The sequence below is a fragment of the Acinetobacter sp. R933-2 genome (assembly GCF_030325485.1).
Lineage (GTDB): Bacteria > Pseudomonadota > Gammaproteobacteria > Pseudomonadales > Moraxellaceae > Acinetobacter > Acinetobacter sichuanensis.
In genome coordinates, this window is record NZ_JACAIJ010000002.1 from 175,403 (window position 1) to 201,777 (window position 26,375).

At 36.0% G+C, this 26,375-nt stretch carries 21 protein-coding genes and 2 tRNA genes; 6 read left to right on the forward strand and 17 right to left on the reverse strand.

Annotated elements, in window-relative coordinates; all coding sequences use genetic code 11:
• The 3 genes from HX005_RS03400 to HX005_RS03410 form a co-directional block, all read right to left on the reverse strand.
• A tRNA-Asp gene (locus HX005_RS03400) sits at positions 1-74 on the reverse strand.
• Positions 75-99: 25 nt separating this feature from the next.
• Positions 100-175, reverse strand: a tRNA-Val gene (locus tag HX005_RS03405).
• Positions 176-495: 320 nt separating this feature from the next.
• Positions 496-876 (reverse strand): YbaN family protein, encoded by a 381-nt coding sequence (locus HX005_RS03410; protein WP_107007433.1) that lies wholly within the window; start codon positions 874-876, stop codon positions 496-498.
• 96 nt (positions 877-972) lie between these two features.
• Here HX005_RS03410 and HX005_RS03415 point away from each other — a divergent pair, with 96 nt between their 5' ends.
• The 3 genes from HX005_RS03415 (at position 973) to dapE (ending at position 3,376) form a co-directional block, all read left to right on the forward strand.
• The gene (locus HX005_RS03415) at positions 973-1,821 is read left to right on the forward strand and encodes a DUF1853 family protein (RefSeq protein ID WP_286376283.1); all 849 of its coding nucleotides are present in this window, start codon (positions 973-975) and stop codon (positions 1,819-1,821) included.
• A 114-nt stretch (positions 1,822-1,935) separates the two neighbouring features.
• Positions 1,936-2,079, forward strand: a complete 144-nt coding sequence (locus HX005_RS03420) for an entericidin A/B family lipoprotein (RefSeq protein ID WP_171405084.1) — start codon at positions 1,936-1,938, stop codon at positions 2,077-2,079.
• A gap of 163 nt (positions 2,080-2,242) precedes the next feature.
• Positions 2,243-3,376 (forward strand): succinyl-diaminopimelate desuccinylase, encoded by a 1,134-nt coding sequence (gene dapE / locus HX005_RS03425; RefSeq protein ID WP_286376284.1) that lies wholly within the window; start codon positions 2,243-2,245, stop codon positions 3,374-3,376.
• 44 nt (positions 3,377-3,420) lie between these two features.
• Here the strand turns inward: dapE and HX005_RS03430 are convergent, their stop codons facing one another.
• The 6 genes from HX005_RS03430 to pilG form a co-directional block, all read right to left on the reverse strand.
• The gene (locus HX005_RS03430) at positions 3,421-3,882 is read right to left on the reverse strand and encodes a hypothetical protein (protein WP_107007429.1); all 462 of its coding nucleotides are present in this window, start codon (positions 3,880-3,882) and stop codon (positions 3,421-3,423) included.
• A 9-nt stretch (positions 3,883-3,891) separates the two neighbouring features.
• On the reverse strand, positions 3,892-8,421 hold the full coding sequence (locus HX005_RS03435) for a hybrid sensor histidine kinase/response regulator (protein WP_286376285.1): 4,530 nt from the start codon (positions 8,419-8,421) through the stop codon (positions 3,892-3,894).
• A 136-nt stretch (positions 8,422-8,557) separates the two neighbouring features.
• Entirely contained in the window at positions 8,558-10,630 is a 2,073-nt protein-coding gene (locus HX005_RS03440; protein ID WP_107009616.1) for a methyl-accepting chemotaxis protein, read from the reverse strand.
• A 48-nt stretch (positions 10,631-10,678) separates the two neighbouring features.
• A complete protein-coding gene (locus HX005_RS03445; RefSeq protein ID WP_286376286.1) occupies positions 10,679-11,212 on the reverse strand; it encodes a chemotaxis protein CheW in 534 nt (177 codons plus the stop codon).
• A 2-nt stretch (positions 11,213-11,214) separates the two neighbouring features.
• Complete coding sequence (locus tag HX005_RS03450) at positions 11,215-11,583, reverse strand: response regulator (RefSeq protein WP_107009618.1); 369 nt, start codon at positions 11,581-11,583, stop codon at positions 11,215-11,217.
• A gap of 26 nt (positions 11,584-11,609) precedes the next feature.
• Complete coding sequence (pilG, locus tag HX005_RS03455) at positions 11,610-11,987, reverse strand: twitching motility response regulator PilG (protein WP_107009619.1); 378 nt, start codon at positions 11,985-11,987, stop codon at positions 11,610-11,612.
• 285 nt (positions 11,988-12,272) lie between these two features.
• On the opposite strand from pilG, the gene HX005_RS03460 reads away from it, so the two are divergent.
• Together HX005_RS03460 and HX005_RS03465 are read left to right on the forward strand one after the other, a co-directional pair.
• Positions 12,273-12,917 (forward strand): hypothetical protein, encoded by a 645-nt coding sequence (locus HX005_RS03460; RefSeq protein WP_502872714.1) that lies wholly within the window; start codon positions 12,273-12,275, stop codon positions 12,915-12,917.
• A gap of 201 nt (positions 12,918-13,118) precedes the next feature.
• Positions 13,119-14,834 carry a proline--tRNA ligase gene (locus HX005_RS03465; protein WP_286376287.1) on the forward strand — a complete coding sequence of 572 codons (1,716 nt, stop codon included), beginning with the start codon at positions 13,119-13,121 and terminating at the stop codon, positions 14,832-14,834.
• A gap of 56 nt (positions 14,835-14,890) precedes the next feature.
• Here HX005_RS03465 and HX005_RS03470 read toward each other — a convergent pair whose 3' ends face one another.
• The 8 genes from HX005_RS03470 to HX005_RS03505 form a co-directional block, all read right to left on the reverse strand.
• Entirely contained in the window at positions 14,891-16,000 is a 1,110-nt protein-coding gene (locus HX005_RS03470; RefSeq protein ID WP_286376288.1) for a hypothetical protein, read from the reverse strand.
• Positions 16,001-16,175: 175 nt separating this feature from the next.
• On the reverse strand, positions 16,176-17,561 hold the full coding sequence (locus HX005_RS03475) for a hypothetical protein (RefSeq protein ID WP_286376289.1): 1,386 nt from the start codon (positions 17,559-17,561) through the stop codon (positions 16,176-16,178).
• Positions 17,562-17,784: 223 nt separating this feature from the next.
• Positions 17,785-20,103: a DUF6160 family protein gene (locus HX005_RS03480; protein WP_286376290.1), complete on the reverse strand. Its 2,319-nt coding sequence runs from the start codon at positions 20,101-20,103 to the stop codon at positions 17,785-17,787.
• 51 nt (positions 20,104-20,154) lie between these two features.
• Positions 20,155-20,814 (reverse strand): hypothetical protein, encoded by a 660-nt coding sequence (locus tag HX005_RS03485; RefSeq protein WP_286376291.1) that lies wholly within the window; start codon positions 20,812-20,814, stop codon positions 20,155-20,157.
• Between the two features lie 9 nt (positions 20,815-20,823).
• Positions 20,824-22,215 carry a hypothetical protein gene (locus tag HX005_RS03490; RefSeq protein WP_286376292.1) on the reverse strand — a complete coding sequence of 464 codons (1,392 nt, stop codon included), beginning with the start codon at positions 22,213-22,215 and terminating at the stop codon, positions 20,824-20,826.
• Positions 22,216-22,494: 279 nt separating this feature from the next.
• On the reverse strand, positions 22,495-23,856 hold the full coding sequence (locus HX005_RS03495; protein WP_502872715.1) for a hypothetical protein: 1,362 nt from the start codon (positions 23,854-23,856) through the stop codon (positions 22,495-22,497).
• A gap of 347 nt (positions 23,857-24,203) precedes the next feature.
• Positions 24,204-24,773 (reverse strand): dCTP deaminase, encoded by a 570-nt coding sequence (gene dcd / locus HX005_RS03500; RefSeq protein WP_005008040.1) that lies wholly within the window; start codon positions 24,771-24,773, stop codon positions 24,204-24,206.
• 110 nt (positions 24,774-24,883) lie between these two features.
• Positions 24,884-25,477 carry a LysE family translocator gene (locus HX005_RS03505; protein WP_107009625.1) on the reverse strand — a complete coding sequence of 198 codons (594 nt, stop codon included), beginning with the start codon at positions 25,475-25,477 and terminating at the stop codon, positions 24,884-24,886.
• Positions 25,478-25,832: 355 nt separating this feature from the next.
• Here HX005_RS03505 and HX005_RS03510 point away from each other — a divergent pair, with 355 nt between their 5' ends.
• Positions 25,833-26,372: a DUF2062 domain-containing protein gene (locus HX005_RS03510; RefSeq protein WP_286376294.1), complete on the forward strand. Its 540-nt coding sequence runs from the start codon at positions 25,833-25,835 to the stop codon at positions 26,370-26,372.
• The last annotated feature ends 3 nt before the right edge of the window (positions 26,373-26,375 follow it).

The window sequence follows — 26,375 nt, forward strand, 5'->3', positions numbered from 1 at the left end:
CGCAGCGGACGGGACTCGAACCCGCGACCCTCGGCGTGACAGGCCGATATTCTAACCAACTGAACTACCGCTGCACTTTATATTCTCAACGTTAAAGCTTGGTGGGCGCTGACGGGATCGAACCGCCGACATTCTGCTTGTAAGGCAGACGCTCTACCAACTGAGCTAAGCGCCCTAACGACTTCATCGTTTGTGAGGTGCATTATAGAGAATCTTTACAGCGTGTCAAACGCTTTTCTCCATCATTTTAACTTTTTAGGTCTGAGTGATTAAAAAATAGATCATTTTGAGGTTTTTTATACTTTTTTGTTTATTATTTATCTATTTATCAATAAAAAACTTTCACTTTATATTTTCTTTTTCATACTTATTTTAAAAATCTAATGCAAATATCTCTCATTTTTTAAATGTTAGATGGAATTAACCTGTTCCAATACTCATTAAATGGTCAGTATTTTCATACCCTCTCAAATATCATCATAAAATAGAGAAAGACTAATGTGTATTTATTTTAACCTTTTTAGGTTCTGGACGTCGCCAAAGCCAAATTGCAACACACAACATTGTGCCATTGGTAAAAATTTTGACTGCTAAAGGTGCATTGGTAAACAACATGAGTATTCCACTAAAACTCATCATCATAGTCGCAAACCATTTTGCTTTACGTGGCACTGTACCATTTTCTTGCCATGCTCTTAAATTTTGCCCATATTTAGGATGATTCAGTAACCATTCATACATTTGAGGCCATCCTTTCGAAGCTGCCCACAATGCAAGAATAAGAAAAACAGTTGTTGGCATGCCTGGTAATAATGCACCAATAAACCCTAGTACAATAAAAATAATGACTAGACTACGCCAAAACAAGACTCTCATAAGCCAACTCAAAAGCATGAATTAGGTTAGTATATATGTTTTAAAATTAACTCTGTATTTTCTTTCTTATCATGCTTGCAAGTTTTGGCGTTATTTATGTCTAATTACTTTGAACCTTGGTTGGTCTTTAACACCCCAATCGTGAGACAATTAGCTTTTGCTATTGCAAGTCCTAATATCGTTCATCAAATCCCAACTGAACTCTCTTGCCAATATTCATTTCAACTGCATGATTCTGCAATGTGGCAACAGCTCTATCAACAATATGAAGGTCGTTTACAACAATTAGATCAAGATCCTACTGAATTAATTGATTTTATTAAACAACTCAAAAGCACACGCCTAGGTTTACGGTTTGAATACTTAATGTGGTTTTGGCTCAAAGATCATGCTTTTCATCACTTTCAATTATTAGGACATAGCATTCAAATTTTTCAAGGTTCACAAACGCTAGGTGAAATTGATTTTTTAATTTTTAATCAAAAAACTCAAAAAGTTGAACACTGGGAAGTGGCATTAAAATATTATTTAGCTGAGGCAGACTTCCAACTTAAGCACTGGTATGGTCTTAATCGACAAGATACGCTTTTAAGAAAATTACAGCATTTTACTTCAAAACAGTTTCAGTTCCAGCAAGTAGAAAGCCATCAGATTCAACAACGCTATGCAGTATTAAAAGGACAACTTTACTATCCAGCACTCCACTTTCCAAAACAATTGAATGATTGGGTAAATCCCGCTCGTCGGCTTGGCTTATGGGGAAATCACATTCCAGATCAAAAATTTTATCGTATTCAAAGGCATGAATGGATTTGCCCTGATTTAATACAAAGTTCACCTACTGCATATTGGTGGACAAGTGGACTATATAAACAAGAAAATGAACACGTATTTTTTATGTATCGTCAACATCATCTACCCGATATTCGTGTTCAAAAAGTGTAAAATTCAAGCAAAAAAAATACGAATTTTAACCAAGCGTACATCAAACAATCATAGTTTTAATCTTCTTATTTCCCTTAAGCTAATGAGGCATCAAAATAATTTTAACTGGAGATGATGATGAAAAAAGTTTTAGCTGCTTCTGTTGTATTGGCATTCGTTCTTACTGGTTGTAATACCATTAAAGGGGCTGGTCAAGATGTTTCTAAAGCAGGTAATGCTGTAACGAATTCTGCTGAAAAAGTTGAAAATAAACTGTAATTTTCACAAAAAACACCAAAAGCCTTATCCTATTGATAAGGCTTTTTAAATGATACCTCAAATAAAATTTTTATAATTAATCAAAGCAATTGCGCTTTTTGTTTTCAATTTAATCGATCTTCTCTATTATATCCTTTCTTTTTGATGACGTTGTTTTGACACCATGAATGCCTCTGAAACATTAAATCTCAGTTTAGAACTCCTACGCCAACCCTCTGTGACACCAGTTGACCATAGCTGTCAAAATATTATGGCTGAGCGTTTATCTGCGATCGGTTTTAATATTGAAAATATGAGATTTGATGATGTCGATAATTTATGGGCACGTCGTGGTACAGAAGCACCTGTTTTCTGCTTCGCAGGTCATACAGATGTTGTACCTACAGGTCATTTAGATGCATGGGAATCTGACCCATTTTTACCTGAAATTCGTGAAGGTAAGCTCTATGGTCGTGGCAGTGCGGATATGAAAACAGCACTGGCTGCAATGGTGGTTGCTTCTGAACGCTTTATTAAAAAGCATCCTCATCATAAGGGCTCAATCGCCTTTTTAATTACTTCAGATGAAGAAGGTCCTTCTATTAACGGTACAGTAAAAGTTGTTGAAACACTTGAGGCTCGTAATGAAAAAATGACATGGTGTCTTGTTGGTGAACCTTCAAGTACCTCAACACTTGGTGATATCATTAAGAATGGGCGTCGTGGCTCTTTAAACTGCGTACTAACAGTTAAAGGAAAACAAGGGCATGTTGCTTATCCACATTTAGCAATCAACCCTATTCACACCGCATCGAATGCCTTAGCAGAGCTTTGTGAAACAGTGTGGGACAATGGCAATGAATATTTCCCTGCAACCTCTTTCCAAATTTCAAATATTCAAGCAGGTACAGGTGCAACAAATGTTGTCCCTGGCACAATGACAGTTACCTTTAATTTTCGCTACTCAACTGAAGTGACGGCTGAACAACTAAAAACACGTGTGTTTGAAATCCTAGATCGTCATGAAGTTGTTTATGAAACTCAATGGACATTGTCTGGTTTGCCATTTTTAACGCCTGTTGGTGAGTTGGTGAATGCAGCAACCCAAGCCATTAAAAATGTTACTGGAACAAATGCTGAGCTTTCAACAAGTGGTGGCACATCAGATGGTCGTTTTATTGCCCCAACAGGTGCACAAGTGCTAGAGCTCGGTGTATTAAATGAAACCATCCATCAGATCAATGAACATGTCAATATTGATGAGTTAGATCCATTAACAGACATTTATGAACAAATTTTAGAGCAATTATTAACTTAAAAATTGATATTCATAAAAAAGGAATGCTTAAGCATTCCTTTTTTTTAAGATGTTAATCCTAATCGTTTTTGAATTTTGACGAGATTTGGAATATGGAACTGCTGTGCTCCAACACGCACCAGATATAAAATTGTTTCATCTAGAGATTGCTGTTCCTCATCAATCACTTCAGAAATACGTAAACGAATTGAACGAGGCATTTCATTACATAATAAGGCGAAACGCTCACTTGCAACTTCACCTTCAATCACTAAAGCGACCCCTAAAGTCGTATTTGGATCACTCACTCGAAAAGTTGGCAACTTTGTTTCATGCCACTCTACGCTTTTAACTTGTGTTGGACTATCAAGTGCTGAAATAACAATATTTTGAGGCAATAACATTGCTGCTTTTCCATAGCAATCAATAATATATGCATCAATAAAACCTGTTGACACAGTAATGAGGTGCTGAAGTTCCTGTGTGTTAGTTTGATCTAAAATAGACCCACTTCCATTTTTAGACATCATAACTCCTTATTGTACAACCAACAAATTTTGGATATTTTGCAATAAATCTGCTTCTTGGAACGGTTTACCCATATAGTTCGTGACACCTAAGCTAAATGCTCGTTCACGATGTTTTTCACCTGTTCTAGAGGTAATCATGATAATTGGTAATTCATGATGAATCTCATGATGTCGAATCCAATTCGTTACCTCAAAGCCATCCATTCGTGGCATTTCAATGTCAAGTAACATCAAATCTGGTTTAACATTTTCCAACTGTTCAATAGCATCGACACCATCTTTTGCAGTAATCACATCAAAATTATGACGCTCTAACAAACGAGAAGTGACTTTTCGAACTGTAACAGAGTCATCGACAATCATCACTAAATGACGTTGATCACGACTACGTGTTAACTCACGTTGATCTTTGGTGACTTGACGTTTTTGACTTAAGGTCTGACGAGCAATATTTTGTGCGTCTAAAATCAAACAAACTTGACCATCACCTAAAATGGTCGCACCTGCAACAGCACCAATCGAAGTAAATTGCTTACCGATTGGTTTTACAACAATTTGTGATCGTGAACCAATTAATTGATCAACCAATAATGCTGTATTTTTACCACTATTATTTTTGATCAAAAGCACAGGCAATGAATGCGCAATACCTGAGAAACGAGGCATTGGTTGGTGAGCAACAAACTCTGCCAGATAACGTAAGTTATAAGATTGCTGATCTATTTCAAAACGATCTTTCTTACTATTGAAATATTCTTCCAATGTGCTTGGTGCAATACGAACGATACGATCAATTTGTGATAATGGTACTGCAAATTGCTGATCGCCAACTTTTACCATCAACGCATCACTTACCGCTACTGTAGTTGGTACACGTATCGTAAATACTGAACCTTGCCCTAAGATTGAAGCAACACTAACTTGACCACCTAAAGATTTAATTTCACTTTGCACAACATCTAAGCCAACGCCACGACCTGAAATTTGTGTGACTTGTTGTGCAGTACTAAAGCCATGATGGAAAATATATTGTAATACTTCATCATCTGACAGATTTTGATCCGCTTGAATTAGACCACTTTGCAGGGCTTTGGTTCTGATAATCTTTGGATCAATCCCTTTACCATCATCCTTAAATTCAACCAGAACATCTGTACCTTGACGACTAATATTTAACTCAATCCTTCCCGTAGTCGGTTTAGCAAACTGTTCACGTGTTGCAATGTCTTCAATTCCATGGTCAATTGCATTACGTAGCATATGCTCCAATGGGGACATTAACTTTTCAAGAATATTTCGATCTAATTCGCCTTCTGTATTGTGAACAATTAACTCAGTTGGACGATTTAAAGTCGAAGACGTTTGACGAACTAAACGTTGTAAACGTGGCAATAAACGCGTAAATGGCACAAGACGTGTGCGCATTAAACCTTCTTGGATTTCTGCTTGAATACGCGCTTGTTGTAATAATAATCCTTCTGTATCACGAATTTTTTCAGATAACGTTGTCTTAAAATCAATTAAATCCGATGCAGATTCTGCAAGAGATTTAGACAGTTGGTTTAAAGAAGAATATTGATCCATCTCTAAAGGGTCAAAATCTGCATAACGTGCTGTTGAATCACCATGTTTTGCAATAATTTGTGACTCTAACTCACCTTCCATTCGACGCAACTGGTCAGCCAAACGCTGAATCGCAAGTTCCATTTCCTGCAAAGTATTACCAAATTGCCCCAAGTCCATTTCAATACGTGAACGGTTAATGGAATTTTCACCAGACAAATCAATCATTTTCTCAATGAGATCTGCCGAGATACGAATCATCTCATTGCTATTTTCAGTATTTTCAATCTGCCCCCATTCACCCAACATTGAAGGAGGTTCTGTGCCATCACCTTGCACAAATTCAACAGTTGGATTATCCCAAAAAACATCACCGCCCGTGATTTTTTCAGGTAACTGCACAGAAACATCAACATACTGAATATTTTTAAGGCTTAACTTGATTGATTCAAATAAATCATACTTTTGCAATAGAATGGCATTTTTTAACCAACTTAATGCCTTAGAAATTAAATGATCATAAGCATTTGAGTTAAAATTATATAAGCCAAAACGTTCAAAAGTATTTTCTAGTTCATATGCAATATCTGAAATTTGTATATTATTAATCATTTTTGCCCCACCTTTTAAGGTATGGGCAATACGTTGTAATTGTAATAATAAACTACGGTTACTACGCTCATCAAACCATTGTTCAAGTGCTTCATTTGCACGAACTAAAAGCTCTTCTGCCTCTTCTACAAATGCTGCATATACAACATCTTCGACTACTGAGTCTTGAGCTATTAAAGGCTCAGCATCAGAAAGTATCGCTTTTTCATTTTCTAGATTAGTTTGACTGTCAGAGGTCAAACTCTCAGATGCTATCGTTGTTTTTTCTGATTCTAATTGTTCTGAAGTGGCGTCATCAAAATCATCCATGCTCACTGCTGCAATTGGTTGTTGTTTTTCAATTGCATTTAAAATTTCTAAAACATGAACTGCTGGATAATCAACGCCTTTTTCACGAATAAGTTGTATACGTTCAGCAATATCATCCTGAACCATACGAATAGTTTGCATCAAACTTTTATCAACAGGAATCTGCTGCTTAATAATTCGCTCATAAATCGATTCAAGGTGATGGGCAATCAAACCGATATGCTCCGCCTGAACCATATTTGCTCCCCCTTTAAGGGTATGCAAATAACGCATTAGATTGTTTAATGATGTTAAATCTTGAGCATCTGTAAACCATGCAGCCAAATCTTGATCAATTCCAACCAATAATTCGTCCGCTTCCTCAAGGAAAATATCCAATACTTCTTCATCAAAATCATGAAAACTTTCAGCAGATTGCAGGTATTGTTGGTCTTTGGAAATTAAGGCAAAAATTTGGTTTGTATTTAACTCTAATGCCGAACCTGAAACAGGCTCAATACTTTCTGTTCTAGGTTCTACAATAGCATCAACATTTGGCGCTGTGAGCAACTCCAAATCTTGCGTTACATAATCGTGTAGCTGTTCTAAAATATGCTGACTATTTTCATTTAGTACAACACGCTGACCAGAAGCCAAGGCATCAAATAAATGAATAAATTCTTGATGTGCTTGATTAAAAAGCTCAAAAACATAATCTGTATTTAGCAAATTTTGGTGTGCCAAAACTTGCTCATACGCCATTTTCAAAGCAAGGCTAATTTCATAAATACCATGTGCAGCACGATTATCTGTGTGTTCAATTAACACACTTGCTTCTTGCACTAGGCTTTCAAAATACTGAGGATATTCTGTCTTCGCTCTTTGATCAAAATCAAACTCTGCATCAAGCAAGTGTTCAATATTCAACTCAACAAGTTGTGAAACAAGGTCTTGCTGATGATCATTGTGTTCAAAATATTCAGTTTGGAAGTCATAACGATCCCAAGCATCATTAAACTTTTGATAAATTAATTGTTGTTGCTCACCACTATTTTCACGACCTAAAGTATGTAAATAGTCGCGAACAAACTCAGTATAATGTGTCAATAAAGCATTTTCATTTGTACTGTGTTGAGTATCATCTTTTAACAAGACTTTAAACAACTGTTCAACTTTACTACTTGCATGAAATACATCATCAACATGTGCCATCGCGGAACTACCGCGCAAAGTATGCAATGCGCGGATTAAACGATTATAGTGGTCAGATGTGTGGTTTTCTATGCTTAAGAACGTGTCAACTGCTTCCAGATGTTCTTCAGACTCTTCAATAAAGATTGCAATAGTCTCGGCCAGAAATCGACGATCCTCAGCTTCGTCAACCGCCTCCTTGTGATTCTCAAGTGAAGTTGATGGTGTAGATACACTCACTTCTGGTTGTTTTGGCGCAGCTTGTGGTTGTTCTATAACAACAGAATCCTCAGCTAAACTTAGACTTGTAACAGCCTCATCAGGCGATTCAACAGCTTCAGACTCAACCTCAGTAGAGTATTCTAAACCTGTAATAAATGACGCACTCTTCAATTGTTCAGACAGAAGCAACAGTTCTTCTAACGCAGGCTCCACGCTGATATTTTGCTGAATTTGCTGTCCTAACAAAACAAGCGGTCTGAAATCTATACGATGCGGTTGAGGCTTTTTAAAATCATCATAAAGTTTAAACTTATAAACATTAAATACAGCATTTACATAATGCTGCACAGGTACAGACAGAACCACAGCTTTTGAAATGACACGATTTAAAGTGTCTTCAACAGTCCATGCCAGCTCTCCTGATGATTTTGCCCCGACCATACGTCCTGAACCTTTCAAAGTATGAAAGTTACGACGAATGACTGTCAAAAGCTCTGCATCTGAAGGGTTTTGTAACCATTGAATCAGCAAAGGCTGCAAGTTTTCAATGATTTCCTCAATCTCTTCCACGAAAATTTCTAAAATTTCTGGATCCTGATCCAAAAACTCATCTTCAGGAAGATTTATGTTTTCCACTAAATCTTTTAATATTTTTCTCATAGCTCAGGCTTCTATGTTAGTTCCTTTACAGGACTAAAACCTATCAACATCTTAATTTTAATAAAATTAAGTGATCCAAGTGTACTTAACACTCTGAAGAATATTTAAAATAAATATTCTTCCTTGAGTAGCTGATTTATTGCTCTGGTAATTTAAAGTCAGATACAGATTGACGCAAAGAGTCTGCCATATTTGCCAATTCAGAGACCGAACGTGCCGTATCAAATGTTGCCGTTGTGGTTTGAGATGTAATCTCTTGTACAACGTTCATCGTATTCGCAATATGACCTGCTGAAGCTGACTGTAATTTTGCTGAATCTGAAATGTTTTCAATTAATTTCGCTAAGCTTGTTGATACACTTTGAATTTCGTCCAAAGCAACACCCGCATCTTTTGCTAAGTGAGCACCACGTACAACCTCAGAAGTCGTTTGCTCCATGGAAATAACGGCTTCATTTGTATCTGTTTGAATGGTTTTTACTAAAGTTTCAATCTGTTTCGTTGCTGATGCTGAACGTTCAGCAAGACGCTGTACCTCATCGGCTACAACTGCGAAACCTCGACCTGCCTCTCCTGCCATAGATGCTTGAATTGCCGCATTTAAAGCCAAAATGTTTGTTTGGTCTGCAATATCATTAATTAGAGAGACGATATTACCAATCTCTTGAGAAGACTCACCTAATCGTTTAATACGCTTAGATGTTTCTTGAATCTGCTCACGAATCGTGTCCATCCCTTCAATTGAACGATTTACAACTTCTGCACCATTTGAAGCAATTTGTACAGAACGTTGTGCTACATCCGCAGACTCAGTGGCATTCGCAGATACGTGTTCAATAGATTGAGCAATTTCATTAATCGCTGTAGATGCACCAGCAATCTCTTGAGCCTGATGCTCAGAAGCTTCAGCCAACTGGTTCGTAATGGTCTGAGTATTTTGGGTATAGTTTGCAACTTCTTGTGAGGTTTCATTAATTCGAGATACAAGATCACGTAGTTGGTCGATTGCGAAGTTAATCGAGTCGGCAATTGCACCTGTAAAGTCCTCAGATACTGTTGCATACGAACTCAAATCACCATCTGCCAAATCTGCAATCTCATCAAGTAAACGTAAAATTGCGTTTTGGTTACGGTCATATTCATCTTGTAAACGTGTTACACGAACTTTATCTGAAACACTACGCAAGTTCAGCAATTTAATCACTGAAAATAAGAACCCAGCCAAGGCTAAAACTAAAAAAATACCTGGAATAACTGTTTTCGCCCATGAACTGGTACTTAAATTATTGAGGTCTTTTAACAACTGATCTGATTGTGAAAAAATATTAGAAGATGCTTGACGAACTTTAACAATTTTTGATGAATTTTTTAAAATTGAGTTAGATGCAGATTTTAAAATATCATTATAGTCCGCTTGAATACTTTCTAATGATTCACGCATAGAGGGTTGTTCAATACGCAATACACCAAGTTCCGAATTTCCTTTTAACTGCGCTTCTAAATAAGCACCAAAAGTTTCTGTATCCGCGTTAAAGTCATCTGCTGATGCACGTGCATTTTCAGAACCACTTAATACTGAGGAAATAGAACGTAAAATACGTTCAGCAATGAATACTTGGTTTTTTGCAATAACAACCTGAGAAGCTGGCATATTTTCACGTGCCATTTGGTTTACCATGAGGTTATATTCCGCTTGGATCCCAGGAATCGCTTCTTCCATTGTAATATTTGTATCATATAAGTGGTTAATTACTTTCTGTTCAGAAGCAATTAAATTAATATCATCAGATACCTTAGCCCATAACTGACTGACCACTTGCATTTCTTTATTTGCTGGATGAATATCCTCAACAATTTCTAGGTTTTCATCAAATCTTTTTTGTGAAGCAACCAGTTCTTTGATCGCATCTTCTTTACCTGAAGCAGTTGCCTCAGTTGCCTGACGTGATATTTTTTGTGATAAGAGCTTTAACTCACCAACACTACGCGTTAAATCATTGTTTCGTGGAACATTATATAACAATGCAAGCAAACAAATAAGCGCCAATACAATTGTTAAAAAAGCAATAATAATATACGGCTTGGATTTTTCACTATCACCGAATAGCTTTGAAAAGTGATCAAGTCTAGATTGTAGTTTTGACACTACAACTGGACTACCTTTCTGCGTATTCTCAGATGTATTTTTCTTTTTTAGCTTAAAGCCCATTCAGCTTCTCCCCGAAACGCGTAACTGTCATTGAGCGTAGAAACTCATTTATTTAAATTTTTCCGATGCATTCATGTACTTAGGATCATTCAACAATTGACTAAACAAGAATATATTCCATGCACGATTATGCTGTTGAAAATATCCCTGACAATATGTTTTTAGATTTTTTTCTAAATTGTTATTCTCTGAAAAAAAACCTTTTTTATTAAAATGTTGAATACCTAAAACTTGATCTACAACCAGCCCGACATAATGGTCATTATGGCTTATGCATAAAACTTTTTGTGTTGGTGAGAACTGACTTCGTTGCCCAGAAATAAAAAATGTTAGATCTGAAACAGACAGTAAACGCCCTCGAATATTAGCTAACCCTTTCACCCAATTTTGTACGTTAGGAACAGGTGTACATTTAGGTGGATAAATAACTTCGGTGACTTCACCTAATGGAGCAACAAAATATTGCCCCATAATTTCAAATGCAATGCCCGACCATCTATTTACTTCACTTTCTTTGTCTGCATAGTTTTGATTACCACGCTTTGACAGCCGAAGTAGTTCGATAAATCCATTTGCTGCCATAATTATCCCACATTGAGATATTGTTTAATCACATTGATTAAGACATTCTCATCAATTGGTTTGGTTAAATAATCACAAGCACCTTGGCGTTTTCCCCAAACACGATCGGTGTCCTGATCTTTGGTACTTACAATTACAATGGGAATATGTTTGGTTGTTGCGCCACGTGCAATTTGTCGTGTTGCCTGAAAACCATTAACGCCAGGCATAACAACATCCATTAAAACTAAGTCTGGCTGTTCAGCTTGTGCTAGTGTGACACCATCTGCACCATTATTTGCTTCTAAAACTTCATAGCCATGTTTACTTAAAATTTCTTTAAAGCGATACATCTCTGTAGGAGAATCATCAACAATTAAAATTCGTGCCATTTTTTACTCCCATTCAGAATTTCGTTTTAAACATGCTTCCGAATAGCATTTAATAATTCATCTTTACTAAATGGTTTTGTTAGATATTCGTCAGAACCAACCACCTTCCCTTTTGCTTGATCAAACAAACCATCTTTACTTGACAACATAATTACAGGGATATTTTGATAATTTTGAGAGTTTTTAATCAGTGCACACGTTTGATAACCGTCTAAACGTGGCATCATAATATCAACAAATACAATATCTGGATTTGCTTCAGCAATTTTTGATAACGCCTCAAAGCCATCAACAGCAGTAATCACCTCACAACCTTCACGTTGCAAAAGCGTTTCAGCCGTTCGACGAATTGTTTTAGAATCATCAATGACCATGACTTTTAAATTTTGGAATTTCTCTTCCATTTAATGCCCTTCCCCATAAATTCAGAGGTATGAAGTTCTGAATACATTTATTTTTTGAAATTTATCAGCCTTATTTAACATACATTTGCTCTCTTTATCAATGAAGATTTAAAGAAACTTAGGAATATGCCGAAAAACAGTGATAAAAGCCGAGTAAATGCTAATTTACAGTTGATTAGAGAACTTATATATTCTTAGAATGCATCATTAGATTTATATACGATTCAATTAAGCTATTAAAAAAATTATTGAGTGATGTTGTCGCTTTATTTGGGGAAAAAAGGGATGCAACAACTAATTTCTAAATATATGCTCTATAAAAAATCTTTCAAAAAAAGCTTTTTAGCATTATTTTTTGGGGTTTTAAATATCATATTACTGTCGCATAGTTTTGCGGCTGAGACACAGCCTAAAGCAGTATGGTACCGTTATTATGATCAAGGTGTTGCAAATATCAGTAGCTCCATTACACCTGCTCATATTCGTCATGGCTATGAAGCACTTGATATTAATATGCAAGTGATTCGACGGGCTCATCCCTATAATGTTGAAAAAGACCTACAACAAGCAGGTGCTCGCGCCCAGCAAGCACAACGCTATGAACAAAATGCACGACTAAAACGAGCTTATAGTAATAGCACTGTTGCGACCAATAAGAAAAATGAACATCTTGCAAGTATCAAAAAACAAATTTCAACGCAACAAGCACGACTGAAGCTTTTACAAAATGACCGAATTATATTAAAACGACAAGAAATTGAACATTTCCGTAAAGGGACAACTGTGCCCATCGAGCTTAAGCAAGCGATCCAATATAATAGTGAAAATATCAACCAAACCAAGAATAATATTACAAACTTACAAAATAGCTATCGTAAAACCCAAGCTTTTTATGATGATATTATTCATCGTTTACAATCCCTAGAATAATTTTAAATACAATCATACCCAGCACAATTCTAAATCTTGTTTTGTGCATTTATTTAATTCCACGCCCCACATCAGCACGATATTCTTTCAAATTAAACATCTTCAATAATAATTTCCCTCAAAAGTACATTATCAAATGTTGCCTTGTTTTTTTTATCGTATAATCTCCTCTTTAATGCTTAAATTTTTAGGACAGTTTCCATGCGCGCGAGTCGCTTTTTATTTGCAACGTTAAGAGAAACCCCAAACGATGCTGAGGTGATTTCTCATCAGCTCATGTTACGTGCTGGGATGATTCGTAAATTGGCTTCAGGGTTATACACTTGGTTGCCAATGGGTGTACGTGTGTTAAATAAAGTTGAAGCCATCATTCGTGAAGAAATGAATCGTGCTGGCTCATTGGAAACACTCATGCCCGTAACACAGCCTGCATCTCTTTGGGAAGAGTCAGGACGTTATGTGCAATATGGTCCTGAACTTTTACGTTTTAAAGATCGTCACACCAATGATTTTGTGCTTGGTCCAACACATGAAGAAGTCATTACTGATTTAGCACGTAATGAGCTAAAAAGTTATAAACAGCTTCCAATGAATTTTTATCAAATTCAAACAAAATTCCGTGATGAAATTCGCCCTCGTTTTGGTGTAATGCGCTCTCGTGAGTTTATTATGAAAGATGCTTATTCTTTCCATGTAAACCAAGCATCACTACAAGAAACCTATGATGTTATGTATGACACTTATTGTCGTATTTTCACACGTTTAGGTTTAGATTTCCGCCCTGTTCAAGCAGATACAGGTTCTATTGGCGGTTCAGGTTCTCATGAGTTCCATGTACTTGCTTCTAGTGGTGAAGATGATATCGCATTTTCAACTGCCTCAGACTATGCTGCAAACGTAGAAATGGCTGAAGCTGTTTTAGTGGGTGAACGCGCTGCTCCAACACAAGAATTAAGCATTGTTGAAACTCCAAATCAAAAAACAATTGCTGATGTTTCTGCATTTTTAAATACTGATCCAGCCCATTCTGTAAAAGCATTATTGGTTCAAGGTATTGCAGATGAACAAGGTAAAACACCTGTTATTGCTTTATTCTTACGTGGCGATCATGAACTTAATGAAATCAAAGCAGAAAAACATCCACTTATTGCATCTCCACTAGCATTTGCAACAGAAGCACAGCTTGCAGAATATGGCTTAACTGCTGGTTTCTGTGGTCCACAGGGCTTAGTTGAAAAAGGTTTAACGGTTATTGTTGACCGTGCTGCTTCTGTATTATCTGACTTTGTTGCAGGTGCAAATGCAATAGACCAACATGCAACTGGTTTGAACTGGGAACGTGATGCACAATTTACTGAAGTTTATGATCTACGCAATGTTGTAGAAGGTGATCCATCTCCAGATGGTCAGGGTACTTTACAAATTAAACGTGGTATCGAAGTTGGGCATATTTTCCAACTTGGGCAAAAATACTCTGAAGCACTGGGTTGTAAAGTCCTAGGTGAAGATGGCAAACCTTTAGTTGTCACAATGGGTTGTTATGGTATTGGTGTAACTCGTGTTGTTGCCTCTTCTATTGAACAAAACTTTGATGAAAAAGGTATTATTTGGCCAACAGCAATTGCACCTTTTGAAATTGCCATTGTTCCAATGAATGCACACAAATCTCCTCGCACCCTAGAAGCGGCAGAAGCACTTTATACAGAGTTACAAGCTGCGGGTTACGATGTACTGCTTGATGACCGTAATGAACGTCCTGGTGTGAAATTCTCTGACTTAGAGTTGACAGGTATTCCACATCGCATCGTAATTGGTGAAAAAGGCTTAGATGCTGGTACTTTTGAATATAAAGGTCGCCGTGATAGCGAATCTGTAAATATTTCTAAAGAAGAATTATTAGCAAAAATCGCTAAATAATCTTTAAATGGAAATATAAAAAATCCCGCTGAGTGCGGGATTTTTTATGCCAATTTTTAGCAGAATGTTAATGTACCATAACAGTTTTTCGCAGGTTTTTGTCCTAAATCTATTCCTTGAATATCAACTCTCCCCCCAAACAATCCAACACCCGCAGTTAAAACAGAAAGTTCGATTCTCTGCGTAATTACTGGATTCTTGATCGTCACATCAGGAAGAGATAACCACCAACCTCTTTGTGCTGCTACACTACGAAATGTTCCAGGAGATGCAACTGAAGGCCATTTAACACTTTGCTTTTGTAAACTTAGATAAAAGTCTTTTGTTCCACCCGTCCCATTAGAATTTTGTAATATAATCTCATGAATTGCTTTTACACTTTGGTTCACCAAATGCACATTGTCTAATTTTAAAGTAATCCCTAAACTTGCATTAGCAACCAATGGACCAATATCATTTACTACCGATGCCCTATTTAAAACTAAGGGAACTACAGTATCATCCACAAGAGCATTTGTAGGAATATTTAATATACAAGTCAACAGACCAACACATACACGAATATCTGAAATATAAGCACCTACTAAATTTAAATTTAAATCCCCTGATATCGAATTAATACCAGTATCATCATTAGGAGTTGAGGTATTATTATTTGTTCCTAATGAAAGTTTACCTAATGCTTCTAATGATCCAAAACGAAATCCCACTATTTCTCGAGTTGCACTATTATCTGCATTTTTTACAGCAAACTCGATAAAAGGATTGGTAAGCTTAGCGTCACTTGCTGCATATTCACCATTGACTGGGTTGACCCCTGTTAATGCTAAATTATCAATATCAATATCACAGTTCCCTGCACCATTTATACCACCACATCCTAATTGTAACTTTTTAATATTAGCATTTAGCTCAATTTCAGCCTCCATTCCTAAACGATAAAAATTAAGTCCTTGGCTTGTATCATTCGTTCTAGTTAGGTTCATCAAAGCCTGTCCTTGTACTGCTGACAATTCCTCATCATTCAAAGACACCATGTGATTTTCTTTTTCAATGGTCGTACTTATACTTGGTAGAGCTTCTAGATGGGCATTATCAACGTCATCCACAGTTGCATAAGCAAATGATGTAAATGCTGAAAAAAGTAATATGGGTAAACCTTTCATGTGATCACCTATCCCTATATATTTTTTTATTTTTGCCTAAACACATAGACAATTGATTATTTTTAATACAAAAATCATATCATTTATTAAAAAAACTAAACAGAAATTATTATTATTTCAGATGAATTACAAAAAAAGCGCCAAAAATGGCGCTTAAAAGTTAACAACATAACAATCAGCAGAATGTTAGTGAACCATAACAGTTACGATAAGGAGCTTGTAACATCACTGCATTACCATTTCTAGCATCATTACTATTGACAATATTTTGTACAAAAGTAGTTGTTCTATCTGAGATATTTAATTTAAAACCTTCAGGAATATACATTGCCCACCCTGTACTGACAGGTGCAACATAGCCAGGATATTGAATACTTTGCTTCTGTAAAGACAAACCAAATACATTAGATTTAACATCCAATTGATGCACATTGCTTAAATTATATGGAAGTTGATAGCTATTATTATTTAAACTTGCAACAGTTGTCCCCAAACCATCTGCGAGTTGATTCGTAATTTTATTACCAGCACTAGTTTTAATCAGTCCCAATACGATATTCAATAAAGTTGAACCAAAAACATTTGTTGTTCTTTCTATTTGCATTGAGTCCGTAATGGACTTAACAACTCCCCCTGTTCCCATACCTAAGTTCGCATTTAATACAAATGCTTGTGATTGGCGATTACCTGAAACAACAACAGGAAGATTTGTTCTTTTTACACCAGAAAACTTAATTGTAAGCTGTCGAAATTCAGCACAAGCCACTATAAGAATACATTCTGTGGCATTATCTAAACCTAAATAACGATAATCTGCCATACCCTGATATGCACTTTGCCCACTAGCATTAGCACATAAAGTTGGTGCTTTACAAGTTACAGCAACATCCTCTAAATTATTTGGTAAATTTCCTGCTAAGTTACCTTGCCCTTGCATTTCCAGATCTGCAAAACCTGTTAAATAACCACTAAAACTTGTCAATGCACCAAAGCTCATTGGACCTTCAACTTCTGCTGCACCAATACGAACCCCAACCACTTCACGTGTAGAAGCTGAATCAGCATTTTTGATCGCAAATTGGTAAAAAGGATTGGTTAAATTAAAATCCTTCATTTGACCTTGAGCTTTATCACCTGCTTGAACTTCTTGTACTGCCCCATCTGGTTGACGTGAGTCACTTTTTGGTATGGTAATACATGTTCCAGAAGCGTTCGCAATACATCCAAATGAAACATTTTGAATATCAATGTCACATCCAGCCTTACTACTACTATTCACCCCTCCACAACCAAGTTGTAGGTTTTTAATATTCGCATTCAAGCCAATATTTGCCTCCATACTTAAAGTATAAAAGGATAATCCTCCCTGATCCTGTCGATTTAAAGAATATAACGCCTGACCTTGTGTTTCAGATAACTCATCATCAGTCATTGCAACAAGTGAACTCATCTGTGCAAAATTATGATCCTGCAATTTTGCTTCTGTGATAACTTGATTCTCTGTATCTGCATAAATACAGGAACTTATGAGCCATAATACAAAAAAATATAAATACTTCATCCCCATCCCCATCCCCATTTTTGTATTAATTTAATTAATTTATTTCATAATCACGAGATATAGTACATATTTTAACACATTTAAGCCATATTAAAAAAATAATAATAAATATAAAATTCAAAAACTTAATTAAAAATAAGTCAAAAAGCAATCAATAAATACTTAATAAAACTTAACAATAAAAAAGCGCCAAAATGGCGCTTTAAATATTTTTTGAATAAAATTAGCGTGGTGTAATACCAAATGTGCTACGAATGTTACCACCTGTCATCACCATCTGCCCTAACGTTTGTGCAGTAGGTAATACTGCTGGGGCAGTTGGTGTACCCGACACTTTTGGATATAAATTTACATCTGCTTTTAGAACATAAGCTGGACTATTACTACTATTTACTCTTAAGTTATTTGTAAAAGATGTTGTTGTTGCATCCATTCCAATTTTACTGTCTAAAGTTAATTGTCCAGATAAGTTATCTATACCTAACTGTGATGGAGAGTCATTTTCAGTACTGCCAGATTTATCACTAATTCTTAGATAGTTACGAGGAACTGAACCAGAACTCCCACCATACAATACTATATTACCATTGATTCCTAAACCGTCTCCCGAACTTGGAGTCACTGTTAATGTTGCAGTACCATCAATACGTGCAGAAATCCCAAACAATACATCAGCAGTTTGAGTAAAATTATTACTTGGCACAAAACAATTACTTGCTACTGTTGTCGCTGTTTTACATGCATCAGTTACAATCAAAGAACCAGGTAACTGACCAATAGCAAGCTCTGTATCAAGCGCAGCCACTATTTTAGGTAAACTTAGGCTAAGACCATTATTTTCAAAACTTAAAGTACCCGTTAAATCAGCCAATAAGTTAATATTTCTTAGACCTGCATAATAGTTTACGGTCTCATTTGCATTAAATGGGTTTTTTGCTCCATCAATCAACATGATGGAAGTCGTATATGCACCTGTTGAATTACGACCTTCGGTACTCATTGAAAGACCAAAACCAAGACTTTGCTTGGTATTCGCTGTATCTTTAATACCATAGAGTCCAAGATTGGCATTTAAATTATAGATAGGTAAACCTAAACCCCAAGAATTATCAGTATTGGTTACAGGTGCAGTTACACTATTATCCGCAACAAAACGCCCTTGCCTTGCAACTGCCTGAAAACTCATTCCTCTTACCGTTGCAATCAAGGCATTCGGGTTGGTAAGACCTGTTGTATTATAATGCAAAGCTGTTTTTAAAGTTGTTGGTGTAAAACTACCGCTATAGATTCTATTTAATAATGCACTTACTGGCATATTCACAGTATTCGTTTGCGCTGCATTTATATAAACATGACCAAAATCAATAAAAGCCAAATCATTATTTAATGCTGTTGAGCCAATCCCTGTATCTTTACGTATTTGTAAAGGTGTTAAGTTTCCATAGCGCAGTACATAAGCATTTTTCCCAGATAAGCCTAAATCAAAATAAGTTTTTTGATCCGCCGCATTTGCTGTATCTTTCGCAAAGTCAGCTTTCATTTGCATATGCAAACCACCGCTACCAGCTAAGTTACCAGTACCTGTTGCAGCAGTACCAATATTTGTTGTCGAAGCACCTAAAGCTGGGGTATCACCATTGACTTTGATATACGCATTTTTAAGCGTACCAGAAGCCCCTATTCGACCAAAACTTAAAATATCTGTATCCTTACCAGTCGCTTGATATGCCTTATAATCTGAACCCACATTGGTTTTATAGCGTAAGTCGACATTTAGACCAGGTTGTTTTTTCCCATTAAAATCAGGATCATCCACATCACCTAGCACTACAGTGTTCGCACTAGAAGTTTCTCCTTTTTTATTTGTTGATAATACTAAACCATCTGCTGGGTCTAAATATAAATAACCATTTCCTGCAAAGTTAAAGTTAAAGTCTTTTAAAATAAGTTGGTTAAATGATGAACCTGTATCTAGGGTATAAAAAAGGTTAGCATTTTTAAGACCAAAACCTAAACTTGCTAAACTTCCACCATTAAATAGACCACTTTGAGTTTCAAGTGAAAATGTTAAGTCTTTACGGTTTTGAAAAGTTAGTCCACCCAAAGATTGACTATTTGCACCACTACAGTTGGCAGTAATGCCTGCACCATTAGGACAAACAGCTAAACTCTTGATATTCATGCTTGCTGGACCAAATACCGCATTTAAACGCAATCCATTGGATGCAGCAGCACTAGCACCTGGTTTTCCACCAACGTCTGCTGTAAATGCTGCCTTAAGTCCATCAGACTTATAAGGTGTGGTTTCAATATTACTCATATTGACATTAAGGACACTATTTGCGCCTGCTGAAGTTTGAGTGCTATCTTTCCAATTGACCTGACCAATTTGCACTTTGGTTGCATCTATTTGCAAACTGATCCCATCTTGACCTGAGATCTGACTTAAAGAGCTATCTTCTAGTTCCTGTAAAGCAAAACCATGCTGAGCATATAAAATACTCAAAGTTAATAGATTTAACTGTATTATTTTTTTTCTCATCACTTATTCCTACCTGTGATTATTGTCCATCTTAAAACTATAAGACAGTTTTTAACAACGTGATGCACCTGATGTATTACCACTACATCCAAAAACTTTTAATGTTCCTGCAAGCGCAAGATTTCCATGCATATTTAATCCCGTAAAGCCCGTTTCCTGACCACGGTCATAAACCGATGCTATCGTAGTTGGATATATACTATTATTTAAATACCCTTTTGTTGCTGAGTTTGTACCGCCATCTGCATCTTTTTCAATTTGTAATGCAGCATAACCAAAGTTACGAATTTTGAGCGGTTGAAAATAAGTCTCAGCACCTGCACTATCTTTACCAATACCAAATGTAAGCTGTAAAGCAGTTCGATTGACTGGTGCAGAAGGTGCACCAACACTCACAGGAACACCATCTAGTTGAAATTTATCCAACTGTAATGTGCCTTGTAATTGTTTAAATACCAACCAGTACATATTACCAGCAGCATCTTTACGGTTATTGGGTGAAATTGCTAAACGACAATAAAGATTATTGCTACATTCATATTCTCGAGATAGTGCTGTACCTGAAACAGCCTTATGGTTCAAAGACAATGTCCAGCTTAAATCAGCCCCGCCTTGCCCATTGACCTCACCCAACTGCTCATTATCCAAACCCACTAGACCAGCTTGAACCGATGTTGCTAAAAGCAATAAAGAACCTAATATTAATTTCATATAAAGCTCCTATAAACCTGTCGTCGTGATTTTAAAATGCTGAATCAATAAACCATCTATTGCAGCCGAACCTAAGTTAACATCGCCACTTGGTCCTCGCATTAAAACCCCTGTTGCACTCGTTGATTTATCTGTGATACTAAGATTTTTATTTGCAGCATCAAAACCAACTTTACCAATCGAGATACTACTATGCGTTGCATTAGTACCTTGATATGAAGTACCTGCAATTGTTCTAACATCGCCACAAGAACGAACATTACAAGTGGAACCTTTATAACTGGTATCACTTCCTGAATAGTCTGTATAAATATTTTTATAGACACTCGCTTGATTTGGAATACGGGTCACTTCGAGTGTTAAGTTTTTACCGTCTGGAGTATCAATGATAAGAGGTTGATAAATATTGCCTAAAACTAAGTTAATATTTGGGCTATACATATAAAGCCCTTCTGTATCTTCGAAACCTGGAGCTAATCCACCATCAATCGCAGGTGTTGTTAAATCCTTGGTTGTTCCTGTTTTTTCACGCGTACTAATACGTAAAACTTTATCTGCCCAAGTACCGCCCCCGTCTGAATTAAGATGCGTATTTAGCCTTAATAACAATCCAAGACCTAATGTATTGTTATAACTTGCAGACAATCCACCTGTACCTGTGGTTGCACCATCTAAGGTTTGGAAGATACGCATTTGTGAGCCTTCTAATAACAAACCGTTTGCAATCATTTGAAAACGCAGTTTTTCTTTTAAAGGATTGGCAGCATTTGTATTCGGATTGGTTACTGGAGATGGTGCACCTGTTGCAGGATTTATAGGGTTGCTTGCAAGTGTCTGATCTCGAGCAAACACATCTCCCCATAAACCTAATTTTATAGTTTTATCATTTGCAGGTTGAAGACCAACCTGTGCTAAAGGAGCCTCTAATTGTAAATAACTTAAAGGTTTAGAAACACCTGCAAAGTTTGGAATAGATTGAGTCTCAACACTCATCACCCAAGGGTTACTTTCAGTACCAGAATCTACACCTAGATTACTAAAACGAGTGGTTACATTATTATCATTTCTAGAAAGTGCCAAACCATATAAGAAAATATCTGCTTTTTTTGCACCAGCATTTGCAGCTACTGTGGTTAATGGTCCTACAGGGATTATACGAATTAGCCCTGTGTCTTTATCACGATTTGCCCAATCTGCTTTGGCATCGACTAAACCGTCATTTGCTGCTTGGAAAACCATTTTCACATTTTGAGGTAAAAATGCAATTCCTTCACCTGTAGACTCGCTTAAGCTCTCATCTGTCAATGCTTCCAATGCAAAGCATGACTGTGTCAAACCAAGTCCTAACAGTGAAGCCAGCACCGTCTTTTTCAACTTTACCGTATAACTAAACTGAGTCATCTTGACCTTCCTAATTTATACGATGCTCCGCACCATATTTTATTTTTCTAAACACTCTTTTTTGAACAAATGACCACTAATTTTGTTCAACTACGGCAATAATCCAATTTTGCCAACCTTTTCTCATTTTCTATTATGCTTAAAATTTTAGCAAATGCAAAAAAAATAAGCCCGTAGACTTATTTTTCCGATGAATGTGGAGTATTCTGTTTTTTAACTCAATTATTTCAATTGGTTAGTTTAAAACTCAGCTAAAAATATTTGTAATGTTCTGTATCTTTAACAGAACTTTAAAGTTCCATAACAGTTAGGTGTGAAGTCCTGATTTTTTAAGGATAGATTTGTCATATCCATATTAACAGGATTAGCGTTATTGGGTAAATTTGCAGTTCCTAACGGAATATTACCTAATAAACAACTTGTTGCTAGTGTGCCACATTGTACATAGTTTGCACCTAAATATTTATTCACCTCAGCTAAAGCATCTTTAATGGTAGGCATAGCAATATCTACATTTTTATTTGGAGTAATATCCCCAATATCAATTGGGTTTGAAAACTCAAGCCACCAACCTTTTTGAGCAACTGACTTTGCACCTGTCCACTGAATATCTTTAGACTGTAAAGATAATGATGCAGAAGTTCCATTTAAACTTGCTTTATGAAATAGACCTAAATTTTCATCAATAATCGCATTTACCTTTAGATTATTAAGCACACCTGAGGTCTTACCTGAGATTTTTATCCCCAGTAAATCAGTATCTGCTGCTAAATTACCTGATAAAAGAATATTATTCACTGTTGTACTAGCATTCAACGTCGCTGAATTAATTCTTTTCCCTGTAATGACTTGCTGAGGCAAATCTAAAGTCGCAACAGACTGAGGGGTTAAAGTAATATCATAACTTGTGGTCACATAATTAGGTCTGAGCAAGCCACATCCGCCAATAATAAGCAGCGTATCACAAGCCTTACCTTTCAAAGCAACGTCTGTGGGATTCATTGTGCCATTTTGGCTGATTGTAATAGGATTAATGGTTGCTGAACCTTTTTGTGGTGCAATTTCCATATAACCACTTAAGCTATTGATACCATTTGGTATCCCATTGTTATTATTATCTTTTAAGTTTTCCTTACCAAAAGAAATTAAGCCTAATGCCTTTTCGGCACTTAATCGAACTCCGACTAGTTCTCGCTGTGAGGCTTTATCTGGATTTTTGATCGCAAACTCCATAAATGGATTTGATAAAACTGCACTAGAACCCGCTCTTGCTGCACGATCACTTTCACTGTTTGTATTGGATGTTGCGGCATTACCTAAGCCACTTAAACTGATATTATCAATATCAATATCACACAGCCCACCCTTACCTGCTATTGCACTATTATTTCCACCACAGCCAAGTTGTAGTTTATTAATATTTAAGTTTAGTTCTAAGTTGGCTTCCATACTGAGTTTATAAAAACCTATTGTGGTATCACCTTTGCGACCTGTCTCTAAATTCCTTACATCTGTTGGTGAAACATAACTCAAACTCATCAAAGCCTGACCTGTCGTTGCTGATAACTGCTCATCAGTCAACGGTTGTAATGGTGCTGCATGAGAAACTCCATTCCCTAGACCACTTAATGCGCACAACATTGCTAAATATTTTAATTGAAACTTCACGCCTCTATCCTTAGTCGGTTTAAATTTTATTTCTACACTAAAAATACTGATACAAAAACAGGAAAATTACCCCAATAAAATAGGGAAATATTTACATTTTCAGCGACAAGATAATCAAAAAAATTGAAATTTGATAACATTTTCAGATAAAAAACATTATCTTAAATAAACCTAAACAAAGGATTAAAACAATATTAACAATAATAAAAAATATAACATTTAAAGTTAAAATAAAGAGAAATATCTCACATTATTTTTAGCAACAAAAAAAGCAAGTGATTAACACTTGCTTTTAAGCTCTAAATCAAATTTAAAGGAGTTTATGCCTTAGGCAAAGTCACACCTGTTTGACCTTGATATTTACCACCACGATCTTTATAAGATGTTTCACACACTTCATCAGATTCAAAAAATAACATTTGCGCAACACCTTCACCTGCATAAATACGTGCAGGCAAGTTTGTCGTATTTGAAAATTCCAAGGTCACATGACCTTCCCATTCAGGTTCTAATGGTGTGACATTCACAATAATGCCACAACGTGCATAGGTCGATTTTCCTAAGCAAACCGTCAAAACATTACGTGGAATACGGAAATATTCTACTGTACGCGCTAAAGCAAAGGAGTTAGGTGGAATAATACAAACATCAGACTCAATATCGATAAAGCTTTTATCATCGAAATTTTTTGGGTCTACAATTGCAGAATGCACATTGGTAAATACTTTAAATTCACGTGCGCAACGAACATCATAACCGTAGCTTGATACACCATATGAAATCAACTTTTCCCCATTTTCGTCATAACGAACTTGGTTCTCAGCATACGGTTCGATCATACCGTGTTTTTCGCTCATTTCACGAATCCAACGATCAGACTTAATTGCCATGTATTTTTCCAAAAATGCTTAACTCAAAACTGTGCCTACTTTAACTGAAAATAGCTTTGATTGAAATGTCACAGGGTTTAAAACTCGTTTTTACTTTATTGCATCATGAACTAAAAGCTCAGTAATGCAGAATAACAAATAGGAACGGAAAAACCGACTAAAATTAAAGAAGCTGTACGTTGCATATTAAACGGATTTAACCAAGAGATTTTATTTGATGTCAGCTTTTTACCCAAAAATATCCAAAAAAATGCAATAGGAATAATCAAAATTAAAAAAGTGAGCATATGTGTTACATAAGCAGACGTATTATGCCAAACATGAGTCGGAAAAATTGCTGAAGCAAAAAGTAAAGCTTTAGGATTGAGTAAAGTTGCACAAAATAACGATCTTGGACGTATCGTAGCTTGGTTATAGTCAGGATTTGGCTGTGCTTTATGCCACAACTGAAATGCCAAATAAATAATAAAAGCAGCGCTAAATAGTTTTAATATCACAGGAATCATTGGAAATTGTTTAGACAAACCACCAATCAACGTTCCCCAAACAGTAATTGCGATAAAATAACCAAGTGCTTCGGCAGGAATGAGTCCTAGAGATTTTCGGATACCCACCTGTATACCTGAAGAAGCCAATAAAGTATTGGTTGGACCAGGAGTCAATAAAATTGTGGTCACAAGACCAATAAAAAACCATGAAATCATTAAATGACCTCATCAAATGATTGAGCGCAGATTAAATCAGTTACTCAGACTTATCAAAAAAATAATTGTAAGTAGAGATATAAAATCTATATAAATAATAAAAATAACATTAAATATCAACAAAATAAAAACCATTTACAATTTATTACTTTTAAGTCATTTTATTGCAATAATTTAGATAAGCATTTATTTTTGAATATTATTTATTCAAATATACTCAACATTGTGCGCTTTTAAGCCATTTTTCAGTTGAGCTTGGTATTGTCTCTTCATCTTTTTTAACAAAATATCATTTTCCTGTTGTTTTTATAAACAATCATGCACAATAACCCCTTATGATTTACGTTCAATGATTATGGCAAAACATTTTTTCAAATCATGGCTTCCTTCTCCCGAAAAAGTCAATCATCTGAAAATTATGAAAATTTTTGGTCAACACACACTAAATCCACAGCTTTGGTATGTGAATCGTCGCTCTATTTCCAATGCGATGTTTATTGGTACATTTTGGGGTATTTTACCAATCCCCTTACATAGTGCTTTGATTGTATTAACAGTCTTAATTTTTGAGGCGAATTTACCTATTGCCTTACTTTTGGCATGGATTATGAACCCATTCACGATTGTTCCTATTCTTATTTTTGCTTTTTGGATTGGTGCAAAAATTTATCAGGTGCAAATGATCAATCAAGATATGCTCTTAGGTGTATTTCATCAAATTATTCATTGGATTCAAAACTTTGGTCATGGGCATATTGATTTTAGTTTAGCTAAAATTTTAGCCACAGGTTTATTTTTTGAAGCTTTATTGTTTGCGATTTTATTTTTTCTAGGCACACGTATTTATTGGCGTTGGAGTGTCGTGCGCAAATGGCAAAATCGGCATTTAAGTTAAACG